General features: G+C 37.4%; 11 protein-coding genes and 1 riboswitch. Of the genes, 4 read left to right on the forward strand and 7 right to left on the reverse strand.

From position 1 onward, the window contains the following. The first annotated feature begins 155 nt into the window (after nucleotides 1-155). On the forward strand, nucleotides 156-2372 hold the full coding sequence (gene katG / locus BLQ56_RS14900) for a catalase/peroxidase HPI (RefSeq protein ID WP_090855944.1): 2217 nt from the start codon (nucleotides 156-158) through the stop codon (nucleotides 2370-2372). 237 nt (nucleotides 2373-2609) lie between these two features. Further along, nucleotides 2610-2993 carry a hypothetical protein gene (locus BLQ56_RS14905; RefSeq protein WP_090855947.1) on the forward strand — a complete coding sequence of 128 codons (384 nt, stop codon included), beginning with the start codon at nucleotides 2610-2612 and terminating at the stop codon, nucleotides 2991-2993. Between the two features lie 59 nt (nucleotides 2994-3052). Here BLQ56_RS14905 and BLQ56_RS14910 read toward each other — a convergent pair whose 3' ends face one another. From BLQ56_RS14910 to BLQ56_RS14940, 7 genes are all read right to left on the reverse strand, one after another. Further along, nucleotides 3053-3925 carry a hypothetical protein gene (locus tag BLQ56_RS14910; protein WP_090855949.1) on the reverse strand — a complete coding sequence of 291 codons (873 nt, stop codon included), beginning with the start codon at nucleotides 3923-3925 and terminating at the stop codon, nucleotides 3053-3055. A gap of 220 nt (nucleotides 3926-4145) precedes the next feature. Further along, the gene (locus BLQ56_RS14915) at nucleotides 4146-4850 is read right to left on the reverse strand and encodes a DUF2306 domain-containing protein (RefSeq protein ID WP_204381082.1); all 705 of its coding nucleotides are present in this window, start codon (nucleotides 4848-4850) and stop codon (nucleotides 4146-4148) included. Between the two features lie 86 nt (nucleotides 4851-4936). Then, a complete protein-coding gene (locus tag BLQ56_RS14920; RefSeq protein WP_090855952.1) occupies nucleotides 4937-5161 on the reverse strand; it encodes a helix-turn-helix transcriptional regulator in 225 nt (74 codons plus the stop codon). Between the two features lies 1 nt (nucleotide 5162). After that, a complete protein-coding gene (locus tag BLQ56_RS14925) occupies nucleotides 5163-5609 on the reverse strand; it encodes a hypothetical protein (RefSeq protein ID WP_090855954.1) in 447 nt (148 codons plus the stop codon). A gap of 236 nt (nucleotides 5610-5845) precedes the next feature. Further along, nucleotides 5846-7366 carry a sensor domain-containing diguanylate cyclase gene (locus tag BLQ56_RS14930; protein ID WP_175490319.1) on the reverse strand — a complete coding sequence of 507 codons (1521 nt, stop codon included), beginning with the start codon at nucleotides 7364-7366 and terminating at the stop codon, nucleotides 5846-5848. A gap of 81 nt (nucleotides 7367-7447) precedes the next feature. Next, nucleotides 7448-7527: riboswitch (cyclic di-GMP riboswitch) on the reverse strand. Nucleotides 7528-7778: 251 nt separating this feature from the next. Next, on the reverse strand, nucleotides 7779-8984 hold the full coding sequence (locus BLQ56_RS14935) for an L-lactate MFS transporter (protein ID WP_090855962.1): 1206 nt from the start codon (nucleotides 8982-8984) through the stop codon (nucleotides 7779-7781). A gap of 239 nt (nucleotides 8985-9223) precedes the next feature. After that, on the reverse strand, nucleotides 9224-9586 hold the full coding sequence (locus BLQ56_RS14940) for a Na-translocating system protein MpsC family protein (RefSeq protein ID WP_090855965.1): 363 nt from the start codon (nucleotides 9584-9586) through the stop codon (nucleotides 9224-9226). 462 nt (nucleotides 9587-10048) lie between these two features. Between BLQ56_RS14940 and BLQ56_RS14945 the strand changes: the two genes are divergently transcribed. Both BLQ56_RS14945 and BLQ56_RS14950 read left to right on the forward strand, forming a co-directional pair. After that, complete coding sequence (locus BLQ56_RS14945; protein WP_090855968.1) at nucleotides 10049-12607, forward strand: rhamnogalacturonan lyase; 2559 nt, start codon at nucleotides 10049-10051, stop codon at nucleotides 12605-12607. An 801-nt stretch (nucleotides 12608-13408) separates the two neighbouring features. Continuing rightward, on the forward strand, nucleotides 13409-15157 hold the full coding sequence (locus BLQ56_RS14950; protein WP_090855971.1) for a methyl-accepting chemotaxis protein: 1749 nt from the start codon (nucleotides 13409-13411) through the stop codon (nucleotides 15155-15157). The last annotated feature ends 80 nt before the right edge of the window (nucleotides 15158-15237 follow it).

Raw genomic sequence — 15237 nt, forward strand, 5'->3', positions numbered from 1 at the left:
AATTATATTATTCTCTTAGTTTATATTTCTTTCTTTTTTTATTGACATTTTAACATAATACCTACATAATAATTATTATAAACTTAGTTTTAATATTTTATAAAACAAGGTATATAATTATAATTCTATTAAACTCATATAAAAGGAGAGATTATATGGATACTAAAGACAATGCTAATGTTTCAGGTTGCCCGTTTCACGGAGGCTCTACTACTAGTAGTAAATCAGGTGGGACTTCAAACAAAGACTGGTGGCCAAACGCGTTAAACCTAAATATTCTTCACCAGCATGACCGAAAAACAAACCCTATGGGAGAAGACTTTAATTATACAGAGGAATTCCAAAAGTTAGACTTTGCTGCACTTAAACAAGATCTTAAAAACCTAATGACAGACAGTCAAGATTGGTGGCCTGCTGATTATGGTCATTATGGCCCATTCTTTATCCGTATGTCTTGGCATGCGGCTGGTACATACCGTACTGGAGATGGACGAGGCGGTGGCGGAACTGGTAACCAACGTTTTGCACCACTAAACAGCTGGCCTGACAATGGTAACCTTGATAAAGCACGACGCCTTCTATGGCCAATTAAACAAAAGTACGGAAACAAAATTTCTTGGGCCGACTTACTTGTTTTAGCTGGTAATGTTGCAATTGAAGATATGGGTGGTAAGACAGTAGGTTTCGGAGCTGGACGTGCAGACATTTGGCATCCTGAAGAAGACATCTATTGGGGTAATGAAAAAGAATGGTTAGGTGATACTCGTTATAGTGGTGAACGTGAGCTTGAGAATCCTCTTGCAGCGGTTCAGATGGGACTTATCTATGTAAACCCAGAAGGTCCAAACGGTAAACCAGATCCAATTGCAGCAGCAAAGGACATTCGTGATACATTCGGGCGTATGGGAATGAACGATGAAGAAACAGTTGCACTAATCGCTGGAGGTCATACTTTTGGTAAGGCACATGGTGCTGGAGATGCTGCACTTGTTGGCCCAGATCCAGAAGCAGCGCCAATTGAATCACAAGGCTTCGGATGGCATAACTCATATGGTAGTGGAAAAGGTCGTGACACGATCACTAGTGGTCTTGAAGGTTCATGGACAGCTAACCCAACACAGTGGGATAACGGATTCTTTGATCTATTATTTGGATATGAGTGGTGGTTAACTAAGAGTCCCGCAGGAGCATATCAGTGGATGGCTGTAGATCCTGATGAAAAAGATCTTGCACCAGATGCAGAAGATCCAACGAAAAAAGTCCCGACTGTAATGTTCACTACGGATTTAGCGTTACGCCACGACCCAATCTATGAAAAGATTTCTCGTCGTTTCCATCAGAATCCAGAAGACTTTGCAGATGCATTTGCTCGTGCATGGTTTAAGTTATTACACCGTGACATGGGGCCAAAAGTAAGATATTTAGGACCAGAAGTTCCACAAGAAGATTTCATCTGGCAAGATCCAGTACCAGCTGGAAATTATGATTTAACAGATGCTGATGTGGCTGAGCTTAAAGCAAAAATCTTAGATTCAGGTCTTACAGTTAACAAGCTAGTTGAAACTGCTTGGGCTTCTGCTAGTACGTACCGTGGTTCAGACCACCGTGGTGGTGCAAATGGTTCTCGTATCCGTCTTGCTCCACAAAAGGATTGGGAAGTGAATCAACCAGAACAACTTACTCAAGTACTTCATGTACTAGAAGGCATTCAAAAGGATTTTGAAAAGCCAGTAAGCATTGCTGATTTGATTGTTCTTGGTGGTAGTGCGGCAATCGAAAAAGCTGCACAAGATGCAGGCTTTGATGTTACAGTTCCTTTCGCACCAGGACGTGGTGATGCAACACAAGAACAAACTGATGTAGAAAACTTTGAAGTACTTGAGCCTGTAGCTGATGGCTTCCGCAACTATCAAAAGAAGCAATATAGCGTAAGTCCAGAAGAACTTTTAATCGATAAGGCTCAGCTATTAACCCTTACTGCACCAGAAATGACTGCTCTTATTGGTGGTCTACGTGTTCTAGGTACAAACCATGGTGGTACTGCTCATGGAGTATTCACAGACAATGTAGGTAAACTAACTAATGACTTCTTTGTTAACTTGCTTGACATGGGAGTGAAGTGGATCCCTGCTGGAGCAAACCTTTATGAAGGACGTGACCGTCTATCAGGGCAAATACTTCGCACAGCAACTAGAGTTGACTTAGTATTCGGTTCAAACTCTGTTCTACGTGCGATTGCAGAGGTTTATGCTCAGGAAGACAACAAAGAAAAGTTTGTACGTGACTTCATTGCTGCTTGGGTAAAAGTAATGAATGCAGATCGCTTTGACCTTAAGGCTACTAACAAAAAAGATCAAGTATCAAGTAAATAATTTAATATAGAATTAACCGCCATCGGTTTGATGGCGGTTTTTATGTGGAAAAATGAGGGGAAAGTAGTAAAAATAGTAAAAAATAAAGAAAAATGAAACTTATTAACCTTCTTATTCGTCTATTAAATATAGAAAAAAATACCAAACATTTCCTTAAAGTCATAGAATTGCGTTAAACCTTATATACATCTTGTAATCCCCTAACCAATCCCCTAACCATAAAAAGGAGGAATCACCATGCAATTAGAACCAGCTAAAATACTTCAGCCTTTATCAAAATTCAAAATAAAGCCTAAGGTTAAATTTAAATTATATGAGGACGATCAGTTACAATTCTATTTTTCTAACTTCCGTCTTAAATGCTATCTATTAATGCTATTCTCTCCTATTGGATTAGGAATATCAGCTTACTTATTCTCCGCTTCCTTTAGTATGGACACTGTTGGCCTTGGAATTGGACTATTCTTAGTAGGAATACTTCTATTATTCCCTTGGACTTTTGTTCCATTATTATATCTTTTTACAACCTTTCATCCAAATACCTGGAAGAGGAAGGTTTCTTGGGGATATGTATGTGTCTTGGTCATTGCATTAGCCTATTGGATTTATTATTTTAGCTAATTCATAGGGACTTTTTCGAGTTGAGTCTAATATATATGCGACCAGCCCCCCACTAGGCTTTATTCATTATATTTAGTGATTTTGAACACTAATGCAACCGAAATGATTCCAGCCCAGACGATGAGTAAAAACGCAGCTAGAATAGGTATCATCGTTAGTTCAAACACAGAAAAACCTAATCCTGTTTGAACTCCAATTAATAATAAAGACAATAACCAAGCAATCCCACTTAAATGAACTAGCTTCTTCTTTAACGTTTGATCAACTTGTGTTTTTTCTAAGATTAAGGCCGGTATTATTAATGTTTGTAGAGCATGAAACCCCATACCATGTAAGACAATAATATTTCCGGCATCCCCTGTAAAGCGACTTTGAAGAAAGATCATCCATAACCCAGCGAGATTAGCAAGGAAAACAGAGAGTAAGGCATACCGCACACCAAAAATGAGTAAAGGCCTTTCTTGAGATGATATCCGAAAAAACTGTATCGCCAACCAAGTCGCTATAAAGACTATAACAAGAGAGACAACACCGAAAACCATACCCACAATCGCATCGAATGAAGTTCCTTCAACAGAATAACGTGGGTTATAACCCCGGAAGTTTTGAATCGTTTCGACTGCATACGCATACAACGATGATGAAACTAGAAGCCATCTCATCCATACTCTACTTTTTCTACTCAGTTTTCCAAAAGGTAAAATCGCAGCTATTGAAATGCTAAAAATCCCAAGGGCTGCATTAAAAGAAAAAGCATTACTTAAATTGCCCTCTGGAGCTCTTACAGCACCCTGTGTCACCATAACAATTCCAATAACTGCCGCTAGAACCAAACCAATAAGACCATTAATTACAAGTATTCTTTCGCCCTCAAACAGTTTTGGTGACTGTTGTTCAACATATTGTGGCTCAACTTTCAAAACATTAGTCATATAATCCCTACCCTCCGACGTTATAGAAACTGAAGTACAATTACTCCGATTACTATATAACGGAATTGGTATAAATAGTAAAAATTTATGAAAATTTAGGAAATTCTTTACTTAAGAGAAATATTACTTTTCAAATAGGAGATGTTGCAACACGTGTGGACCTAATGGATTTTTAAACAAAAAAAACGACTGACACATTATGTGTCAGCCTCAGACAACTTTATGATCGCTTGCGAATAGCCCATTCTGCCACAATGAGGTTGATCACCCATCCCGCACCCATTAATAGTGCTCCGCTAAGTTCATTCGGTGGGCCAATGATTAATAACCCGGCCAAATAGGTCAAAACCTGGGTACCAGCACCAAGCCCAATCGCATATCCTCTAATCATCCATGCACTGTGCCGGATTACATTTCCTCGTAGGATCGCAGCAAAGCCGAGGATGATGGACACAACCATGGCAGTTCCAAACAAGAGCCGTAATGCATAAAGCAACTCACCAGTGCCATCCGGGCGAGGATAGAACAGGGTCATCCACAGCCCTGAAAACCCAACCAATAGTCCGCATATAACCAGAAGTCTACCGGCTGCACGATGCCAACCGGGCCTGCTCCGTCGAAAACCACTTGAGAATTGGAAAGCACCCAGAATGGAATATACGCTAGCACTAAGGATATGCAACACCACCGGCAGGGGCGAAGCAAAGAACCTTGCGTTGTCTGGCGTGATTTCCGCACCTCCCGCTAGTTCGGTTAGGCGAATGGCCCCAGCGATGAGTGGAACGACACTTAATACAAGCAGTGCGACGATAAACCACTTTGACGAAACTGTTTTTGCCGTCCCTTTGTTTTTCTGAGGCTTAGGTTTCCCATTATGCTGAGGCATATCAGGAGATTGATTTTCATCGTAGACATTCGTTTTCATAATCCAGCTCCTTAAATGGATTTTACGCAGTGCTGCATTCGGTTCATAGTACTACATTCCAAAGGAAACAAAAACAATCATCGTTCTTACTGCTTTGTGTTATCCCCATAAAAGAATACCTCTTCTAAAGGTAAGTTAAAGGCATTAGCTATACGAAAAGCCAGTTCTAGTGATGGGGAGTAGTTTCCCTTTTCTAGAGCTACGATGGTTTGTCTTGTTACGCCTACCTTGTCAGCCAAGTTCTGCTGGGTCATTTCATCATGGTTAAAGCGTAATTTTCTGATATGATTGCCGACAAGATTTTTTCCCATATTAGACTCCTTTCCGATAATGATAAAGTTTTGTAACTGAACCAGTCACATCTGAGATAAATCCGAAGATGATCAGGATCACGAACATCACCTGTAACGGCTGTTCGATTACAAGCGACCCCATGGCAAGTAGAAAACCAAGAACAAACATAAAGAAAGAATTACGAAAAGATCTCAGTTCAATAATCTTATCCATTTCATCTGCAAAGGACGGTTCCTTTTCTCCTGTCGTTATTCGGAAGAAGATGTTGAACGCAATGCTGTTCACGATATGTGCAACAATAGAAACCAATGTCAAGATGAGAACGAAGGAACCCCAAAAACGAAAAGTTTCCGTTGACTCTTGCACACCATTGGGATACTGCGGATACATGTATGCACAATAAACTCCGAAAATAATGATTGTGCTAATTAGTGATACGATGCTCTTCTTTTCTTGATAATTCATATTTCACTCTCCCCCTGTATACTTAATTTAACAAAAAGTAAAACACTATATACACAATGTAAAACAAACCATACACAAAGTCAATTATATATTACAAAAGAAACCACTCCTGAAAAAACGGAGTGGTTTCTTTTGATTAAAGCTTATATAACATCTGGAATATAGTATAGCATTACTGCTAGTTTGATTACTCTGTTTGTCAGATCAGATCCTTCACTTCTACTATATCTACTAGTTTAGTACTCAACAGTTCTGACATCGTGTTTCTCTACGTACATACGTTTGTCCGCAATGCTATACAACTGGTCTATTGTTTCACCATCCAAAGGATAGCTACTCACACCAATACTTGCCGATACACGTATTTGGTTATTTTGGGATACCTTCAATGGTATGTCTAATTGCTGGCGAATGGCTTCAATCGTATTTTCTGTGTTTTCAACATTGAGTAACATAACAAACTCATCCCCACCTAATCTGGCAGTGTGATGTTTCCCTTTAGTTACTTTTCGTAAAATATCTGCGATATGCTGTATCGCTTGATCTCCTGCTTGATGTCCAAACGTATCATTTATCCTCTTCAGTTTGTTCAAATCAAGTAACAGTAGGTTGAACATCTCTTTTTCGTTTATCAAACTAGTTATTTGTTTTTCAAAGGCAGCTCGGTTCGCCAAACCGGTTAATATATCATGGTAAGCTAAAAACTTCATTCTCTCTTCTATTGCTTTAGCTTCTGTTATGTCTTTAACCATCACAAACTGAAGAGTTTTTCCTTCTACCATAATAAAATCTGAATCAACTAATAACGTAACTTGTTCTTCTAATTTATTCATAAATGTCATTTCATAGTTCTCGAGTTTAATTCGATTTTCAAATAATTTATGATGTTCTTCAATATACTCAACCTTGTCTATTCCACTTAAAAACGATACTAATGGTGATTGGAGAAGTTCTTTCCTTGTTACTCCCAAGTATTTGAGAATTTTGGGGCTTGCCTCCAAAACATTCGTTTCTTCATCCATGATCAGAATTCCCAACGGTGACCGTTCAAATAGGATTTGATACCTTTTCTCATAAGATGATAGATAATCGAATCTCGACATACTAATAAAAATAGCAAACAACCAAAATAAAGATCCATGCGGGATAAAGTAGAAAAAGAAGTAGAAGCTGGTATTCTGAAAGAGTATTGCTGCTGATAACATAAATACTGTCCATACAAAGTACAATATAATCCCTTTGAACCATATTCTAGCAGCATTATTTCCCTTCTTCATTTCAATGACAGTTAAGATAAGAATAATTATAAGATTTAAAAAATCAACCATCCACAACAAATAAATACCTGGACCTGGGGTAAACATCGAATCTAACGAATTACCACCATTTCCCTTTAGCATCCAAGAATCAATCGGAAAGGTCATGATCATCAAGATTCCTGGAAGAAACAAAAGCTTTAGATATTTACCATTTTTCTTATTGTACATGCTTGCATTCATTAGCCAAAGATGAAGAGATAGCAAAGATGCAATGGATATACTTCCGTTTACCCAATAAATAGTGATTGCGTTAAAGGCTGTCGGATATATAACTAGAGTAGTAAAAACTCCTAAAAACCACATGGACGTAAACACATATAGTAGACTACAGGTAATATGTTTAGCACTATGACGGTTATTACTATATACCATTCCTGCCATGTAAATAAAAAGGCACGCTGGAACCATATATAATAAAAAATAAAATAATAGTTTCAAGAAATCACCTACCATACTTTTGGTTAATCTAGAGTTTTTAAGACGCAAAAAAAACCGGCTCTCACAGTAGGTTTATTAACTCTATGCAACCCGGCTGTCATACTGTGTTTAGACCCGTGGCTTTGCGTCCTATGCTTTCACATAGTTTGCCCATGACTATTTAACTATTATAATTATACCTCATTTTGACTCTATCTGACCTACTATTCTTTGAACTAATTTTAACCAATTATGAACGCACCCTCAACAATTACACAGGAAAATTCTTCCGAAAATCTCTAATCTACTTTAATTGATTTTTATTTTTCAGTAAGGATTATTCCCCTAACCTTTTAAGAAAAAAAAGAGCCCCTACTTGACTCCAATTAGGGGACTTAATGGTTTGATACATTTAAGGAAAAGTCCTTCTCTCTTAAACGACACTTCTTTCCTCCTGTAATCCTTTAACTGGAGCTTTCTTTGGCACTTTAACAAATTTCGCCATTACAATAGCCACTATACAGAAAAGACTCGCTAATAAAAAGGCTTGAGTGAATGGGAAAGCTTTAACGACAAGTGGTCCAACAAAAGCTGATAAACCATATGCCTGATACATAAAACCATAATTACTTCCCATATTCTTCGTTCCATAATAATCAGCTGTAACTGATGGGAATAATGCTAAAAAGCCACCAAAACAGAATCCGATTAATGAAACAGCAATTAAAAATGACGAATAATTCATCATTCCCGTACTAATATAAAACATAATAAGTGCTGTTAAACCATAACTTATTATTAACGTGTTACTTCGCCCAATACGATCAGATAGTTTACCTAAAAGAATCCGCCCCGATGCATTAAATAAAGCAATAACCATCACGGCATTACCAGCCTGCTCAAGACTTAAATTAGCCAAATCAACTCCGATATCCACTGCATAACTTATGACCATTAATCCAGAAACACTACCAAATAAAAACATAAACCACAATAAATAAAATTGATACGTACTAAGCATTTCTTTCACAGTAAATTGACTTTCACCATCTAAAGCTACTTCTTGACTCAATGATAATTGATTCTCTATTGGTGGATTTTTTAACAATTGAGCACCTGCAATGACTAATACCAAATAAATAGCACCCACATACAAAAATGACGAAGATACTCCCGTAAGTTCGATCAAATACCCGATTACTGGCTTGTAGACGAGACCCCCTAACCCAAAACCTGCTACAGCTATCCCACTAATAAATCCTCTTTTGTCAGGAAACCACTTTACACATGCTGAAAGTGGACAAACATAGGTCATACCAATACCAATTCCACCGATGACTCCATAAAAGAAATAGAGTTGAAATAGTGTCGTTGCTTGACTTGCTAACATTACCCCAATTCCGAGTAATAATCCTCCTATCGACGCAACCCATCTTGGTCCAATTTGATCCTGAAGCCTACCTGCAAATATTGTTGTAAACGCCATGACCGCAATCGTAATCGAAAACGTTACAACCACTTCTTCTCGAGCCCAACCGAATTTATCAATAAGCGGCTGATTAAATAAGCTCCATGCATATACAGCCCCTAAATTAAGTTGAATGATTATTGCCCCTAATACAACTAACCATCTATTCATTGTAACGTCCCCCTTTTAACCACTTAATTATCAGAATAAATATTATAAAAAAAGAGACCAACGGTGATGAGTAATAACATCTCCGTTGGTCTCTTTGCACTCACATTTAGTGTTTACATAAGCAACCATAGCTATTTAATGATCCAAAAGATGATTTCTTTTCCCCTTGCCAAGGACATTGGAAAAAGCTATCAACAATCTAATTGATTATAAGCCTCATTGCTTTATCTGTCAAATTATTAAAAACTTTTCTCATAGTCATTAAATAATTTAAATACCATTACTCTTTCTCCTGTACGAGTGCTTAAATCAGTGTAAAAGCTTTTCACTTCTTGGCCCGTTATATTCAGAATAAAGTTATTTAATTCCACTATACCTAATTCAACCATTTCTGATCGAATCTTTTTTATAGATAAGATCCCCTCTTTTGTTCGACACACTTCATATTCAGCAGGTGTTAGAATACCTTGTAATGTCACAAAAATCATATCACGGAAAATATCAGTTTTAACAGATATAGAACCACGTCCTAGGAAATCTTTCTCCCATTGAGTGATAGACTTGCTAATTTCTGCCTCAATGCTACCTTTTGATTTCTTCATAATCCATCGCCTCCCCCTAAACTGTAAAATTACTCATCTATAAATTAATTACATAAATTATAGTTTACAAAAAAAATGAGACAAAGTAAAAGAACACAATTGGGTAATTAATCGTTTAAAATGGATTCTCAGTTATTTTTCCCATACTAAAGACCGAGACTTCATGTAGTTCTTTTTTCTCAAATTTTGCAAATCACTGTTTTTCATACAAACACCTCTGATTATTTAATACGAAAGTTTGTACATCATGCTTATAATACAGGGTATTCCCAATCAAATAAACCCTTTACTATTCTAGGGTTTATTTGATTGGGAACAAAAATCTTATAAAGGAGATGTTAAATCCCAAAAAAAATGTAAGCGTAACCATTATTTTATTTGGTTTTATCACTTTTAGCTTCTAAGGGGAATGCGAAAGACGCAAGAAGAGTACTACTATAAAAATAGTGGAAGGTGAAAAAAATGAAAAAGGCTCCATTTTCAAAAAAGATTATTACGAATGTATTAGCAACTAGTATGATATTTACTGGAGTTGTTGGTGCATCAGCAGCCCCTGGAGGAAACGATAAGACTCCAGCACCTAAAGATAAAGGTATACAGCTTGAATTCTTAGATCGTGGTTTAGTATCAGCAGCCACCTCAGAGGGAACCTTCCTATCTTGGAGATTACTAGCTAATGAAGTAACAGGCTATACTGAAAATGGGTTAACTGGTGCCAACTTTAATGTATATCGTGATGGTAAAAAAATTGCAACAGTTGAAGACAGTACAAACTTTTTAGATAAAGAAGGCACATCTAATTCCACTTATTATGTAAGCGCTGTTATTGATGGGAAAGAAGTCGATAAAAGTGAAAGCGTTACACCATGGGCAAATTCCTATTATGATTTACCACTACATAAGCCAGCCGATGGCGTCACACCTGCAGGGGAACCCTACACTTATCATGCGAATGATATGAGTGTTGGAGATGTCGATGGTGACGGCCAATATGAATTTTTTGTTAAATGGGATCCTTCTAATTCAAAGGACGTTTCGCAAAAAGGTTATACTGGTAACACATATATTGATGCATATAAACAGGACGGGACTCTTCTTTACCGTATCGACTTAGGTGTAAATATTCGCTCTGGCGCTCATTATACTCAATTCTTAGTCTATGATTTTGATGGTGATGGAAAAGCAGAGATGATGTTTAAAACGGCTCCTGGTACCAAAATAATGAAGTTTGATCAAGATGGAAATGTAGCATCTGAAGAATTTATTACAATGCCAAAGGAAGATATAAAAGCTGGCTATAGCCATAATGATGACTATCGTATGAGTAGTGAGGATTACTATAATCATGTAGTTGACATGTTTCTGGGATGGCATGAACATGAAGAGGTAGTTGCTGGAAACTGGCCTTCAACATTAGAAGAAAGCTTTGGGATCGAACCACAATATAATTACCCTCTATCTAGAGAGGATGCAGAAAGTCTAGCAGACTATTTTATCGATGAGTATGCTCCGGGAAGAAGTTCTCGTAATAATTTAAGAGATTTCGAAGGATTTATTGTAAAAGGGCCTGAGTATTTAACTGTTTTTAACGGAGAATCTGGAAAAGAAATGGAGACGATTCACTATAAAGCTGAGCGACATGATGATGGTTTGATGTGGGGAGATTATGCGATGAGCAGAATTGAACCAGGGAATCGTGTTGATCGCTTCTTAGCTGGTGTAGCTTATCTTGATGGAGAAAAGCCTTCAGCTGTTTTTGCTCGAGGTTATTATACGAGGTCAACTCTTGTTTCGTATGATTGGGATGGCAAGAATTTAAAGGAAAAATGGAATGTCGATAGTGGCTGGACACCGATGGCAAATCCATTTAACGCAGGACCACATGGTACACCTGGGACAAATGAAGAATTTGCTTTACTTACAACTCAAGGTGCCCATTCTTTAAGTACGGCAGATGTGGATGGTGATGGAAAGCAAGAAATCATTTATGGTTCATCAACGATCGATGATGATGGTTCTCTTCTATATAATTCACGAGATATTATGCCAGAGGGTAGTGGAACACCAGGAGTAGAAGCAGGACTTGGGCACGGAGATGCACTTCATGTGGCAGATATTGACCCAGACCGAGAAGGCTTAGAGATTTTCATGGTACATGAAGGTGGTCGTTGGGCTCCATACGGATATGCTCTTCGTGATGCAGCGAATGGTGAGGTTATTTATGGGGCATACACTGGTAAAGATACTGGACGCGGGATGATAGGCGACGTTGATCCTGAACAAAGAGGCTTAGAGACTTGGGCTGTTGGATTGTGGACGGCAGATGGTGAGAAAATTAATGATAGAGGTCCTGGAACCAATATGAATATAAAGTGGTCAAAAGATATGACGACTCAAATTGTGAATGGTTCTGGTAATGTAACTCCTTCTGTTGATGATTGGAAAAATGGTAGAGTTCTTACAGCTGAAGGAACAAGAACAAACAATGGGACAAAAGGTAACCCAGGTCTAGTTGCTGATATATTCGGTGATTGGAGAGAAGAGTTACTCGTTCGTACCGAAGATAGTTCAGCCATTCGTATTTATCTTAGCAATGAGGTAACTGACCGTAAACTCTATACACTCATGCACGATGCCCAATATCGAACAGGGATTGCTTGGCAAAACACAACCTATAATCAACCTGCATATCCAAGCTTCTATTTTGCATCTGATACAGATTTTGAGAAGGTGCCAGTTCCTAACTATTGGAGTCCTGGAGAAGTAAGTGCCTTAGCGAAACTTATGGAACAGTATAAAGCTAGTGGAGATTTGTCTGGTCCATTAGTAGCCCAACTAGAAAGCACGTTAAAACAAGTAGAGCATCACCTCCAAAAGGGATCAGAAAAACAAGCCATTAAATTCATGGATAAATATCTAAAACAACTTAACCATAAAACGAAGCAAACTCATATTTCTTCGTTAGCTAAAATGAACTTAGAACATCATGGCCAGTTGTTTATTGATAGATTAGATAAGTAAGGATAACCGAAATCACGGATGCCTGATGATTTTTAATATCTGTTCCCTACATTAAAAATGTAAGTTAAAATGAGTGTCAATTTATTTTAAAATTGACACTCATTTTTTATTGGTGTAAAGCTATTTAGATAGGCGGAGTATAAAAAATGTGACAGGAATGCACCCCGAATGATGGCTGACGACTTTTCTTACAAAAATAAGCGGAGATTTTCCGGTTAAACTTTAGATCCGAGATTCATTTGATGAATATAAGCGGAAGTTTTCCTATTAAGTAAAGTAAAATGAACCATTTTTAGTTTTTTAAATTCAATAGGCGGAATCTATCCGTCTATTTACTCTTATTTCAGTGCTAATTCATAATTAAGAGAACTTTCTCCGCTTATATCCCAAACATTGCCCTCTCGCTTCTATTTATCAAAGTTTTAATAACTATAATAATATGTTTTTTTCATAGAACGAATTTTCTCTAATATCCTTAGTGATTCTGTGCAGATTTCCGAAAGTGAAGTTCCATTTACTAATGGGGACTTATCGTAAACCTTCATCACAACCGCCTTTTCTCCCCCACTTGTCTCTTCTTGTATTGACAGTCTTTCAGGGTACCAAAGAATGATTGATAGAATTTTGTTCACGGCTTCTATTCTCGAGCTTTGCAGGAGATGAAGTAGTTCATTGTTCGCTAAAGAACCCGCAAATTTGATTTTGGTTAATCTTACATATTAGTAAACCATTAAAATTAGCTAATTACTTGTCGATAAGAAAGATATGTTCAAATTTAAAATTCGTTCGAGGAGGGATTACATGAATAAGAAGAAGTTATCTTTATCGGGAATTTCCGGTAAACTCATGCTTTTAATTATAATAATCATTATCGTAACAGGTGGAATAATTGGTTCAACAAGTTACTTTGTTGCTAAAAATCAACTCCTAGACGCAGGGAAAAGTGATTTACAAAGTATCGTTAAAGGGGCACATTCTACATTAGAATTAATCAATGAAAGAGTAGAGAGTGGCGAACTAACGTTAGAAGAAGGAAAAGATAAGGCGCGAACCATTTTAAACGGTCCAGTAGATGAGAATGGACTTTATGATTATAAGCAGTCACAATTTATGTATAAAGATAATGGTTATATATTAGCTTTTGACTCTGATTTACTTTTACAGATTCACCCTTCAAAAGTAGGAGGTGCTCCGGCTGACGAGCAAAACCGAAGTAATCGTGAGCGAATCGTAAGCGGAAGCAAGTCCACTAATGAAGAAGATCGCTATGTCATTTACTCTGATAAGCAACCAGATGGTTCTTTTAGTGATAAAACTGCCTACGGAGAATACTTTGAGCCTTGGGGTTGGACAATTGGAATTGCTGTATTTCAAGACGAGTTTTATGAAGATTTAATGATCTTAAAATATATTATTTTTGGTTCAACAGCTGGAATTATTATCATTAGCTCTCTAGTCTTTTATTTTGCTATTCGGAAAAAAGTAACAATGTTACAAGAAGTAGCGGAAGCGGCCACTCAGATTTCTGAGGGGCACGTAAGAGTGACTAATCTACCTGAGTCAAGTGATGAAATTGGGAAATTAGCATTTGCCTTTAATAAAATGTCACGTGAATTACGATCACTGATTGAAAATGTAAAGACCACGAGTGAACATTTACTAGACTCTGCAAACGACTTATCTGCTATTTCAGAGGAAACATCTGCGAGTAGTGAACAGGTCGGTGGAGCTATAACTGAAATTGCGACTGGTACACAAGAACAAGCAAATGATTTAGAAGAAATCATTCGTAGAGTGGAGCTATTAACTACTTCTATTGAAGCGATGGACATCCAAAGCCAAACGATGCACAAAATCACCAAAAGCACAGCAGAAATTTCATCTGAGGGAATTGAAATTGTTCAGCAATTACGAAAATCAAACGCTGATTCATTAGCGGCCTCACAAGAAATAAACACTGTAATTAAAAGCTTAAATAACAAAACTAAGCAAATTACAAATGTAATGGAAACAATCGAAACGATTGCTGAAGAGACAAATTTATTAGCTCTTAATGCTAGTATTGAAGCAGCAAGAGCAGGTGAATACGGTAAAGGATTTGCCGTAGTTGCCAATGAGATTAGGAAACTAGCTGAACAATCAAAACAAGCAACACACCAAGTACATGGTGTCGTTTCGGCTATTGTTTCAGAAACCTCTAAAACGGTAGAAACGGTACAAGGAACACTAAAAACTGCTGAAGAATTAAATAATGACGTTCTACGAACTGAAAGCAAATTCAATGAGATGTCCTCTTCATTTAATCAAATAGCTGAAGCCCTGGTAGCGGTTAATAAGGAAATGGACGCTATTACTGAATATAACAAACAGATGAGCATTGGAATTGAAAGTGCATCTAGCGTTTCTGAAGAGACAGCTGCATCAGTACAGGAAATCTCTTCATCTATTGATGAACAGGTTAATGCAATCGCGAATGTAGCGAATTCTGCAGAAAAACTAACCGAATTGAATCGTGATTTAAACGATTTATTAAAGCGATATACACTGTAGAAACTATAGAAAACTCCTTCTAGTACGTTTGTGTTTGTACAGGAAGGAGTTTTTTGTTTTCTATCGTTTTCGATGCAGAC

The sequence above is a fragment of the Litchfieldia salsa genome (genome assembly GCF_900104555.1).
GTDB lineage: Bacteria > Bacillota > Bacilli > Bacillales > Bacillaceae_L > Litchfieldia > Litchfieldia salsa.

What these genes read in the sequence shown, in the direction of transcription:
- katG (WP_090855944.1), top strand. Translation starts at nt 156, where the DNA reads ATGGATACTAAAGACAATGCTAATGTTTCAGGTTGCCCGTTTCACGGA.
- BLQ56_RS14905 (WP_090855947.1), top strand. Translation starts at nt 2,610, where the DNA reads ATGCAATTAGAACCAGCTAAAATACTTCAGCCTTTATCAAAATTCAAA.
- BLQ56_RS14910 (WP_090855949.1), bottom strand. Translation starts at nt 3,925, where the DNA reads ATGACTAATGTTTTGAAAGTTGAGCCACAATATGTTGAACAACAGTCA.
- BLQ56_RS14915 (WP_204381082.1), bottom strand. Translation starts at nt 4,850, where the DNA reads ATGAAAACGAATGTCTACGATGAAAATCAATCTCCTGATATGCCTCAG.
- BLQ56_RS14920 (WP_090855952.1), bottom strand. Translation starts at nt 5,161, where the DNA reads ATGGGAAAAAATCTTGTCGGCAATCATATCAGAAAATTACGCTTTAAC.
- BLQ56_RS14925 (WP_090855954.1), bottom strand. Translation starts at nt 5,609, where the DNA reads ATGAATTATCAAGAAAAGAAGAGCATCGTATCACTAATTAGCACAATC.
- BLQ56_RS14935 (WP_090855962.1), bottom strand. Translation starts at nt 8,984, where the DNA reads ATGAATAGATGGTTAGTTGTATTAGGGGCAATAATCATTCAACTTAAT.
- BLQ56_RS14940 (WP_090855965.1), bottom strand. Translation starts at nt 9,586, where the DNA reads ATGAAGAAATCAAAAGGTAGCATTGAGGCAGAAATTAGCAAGTCTATC.
- BLQ56_RS14945 (WP_090855968.1), top strand. Translation starts at nt 10,049, where the DNA reads ATGAAAAAGGCTCCATTTTCAAAAAAGATTATTACGAATGTATTAGCA.
- BLQ56_RS14950 (WP_090855971.1), top strand. Translation starts at nt 13,409, where the DNA reads ATGAATAAGAAGAAGTTATCTTTATCGGGAATTTCCGGTAAACTCATG.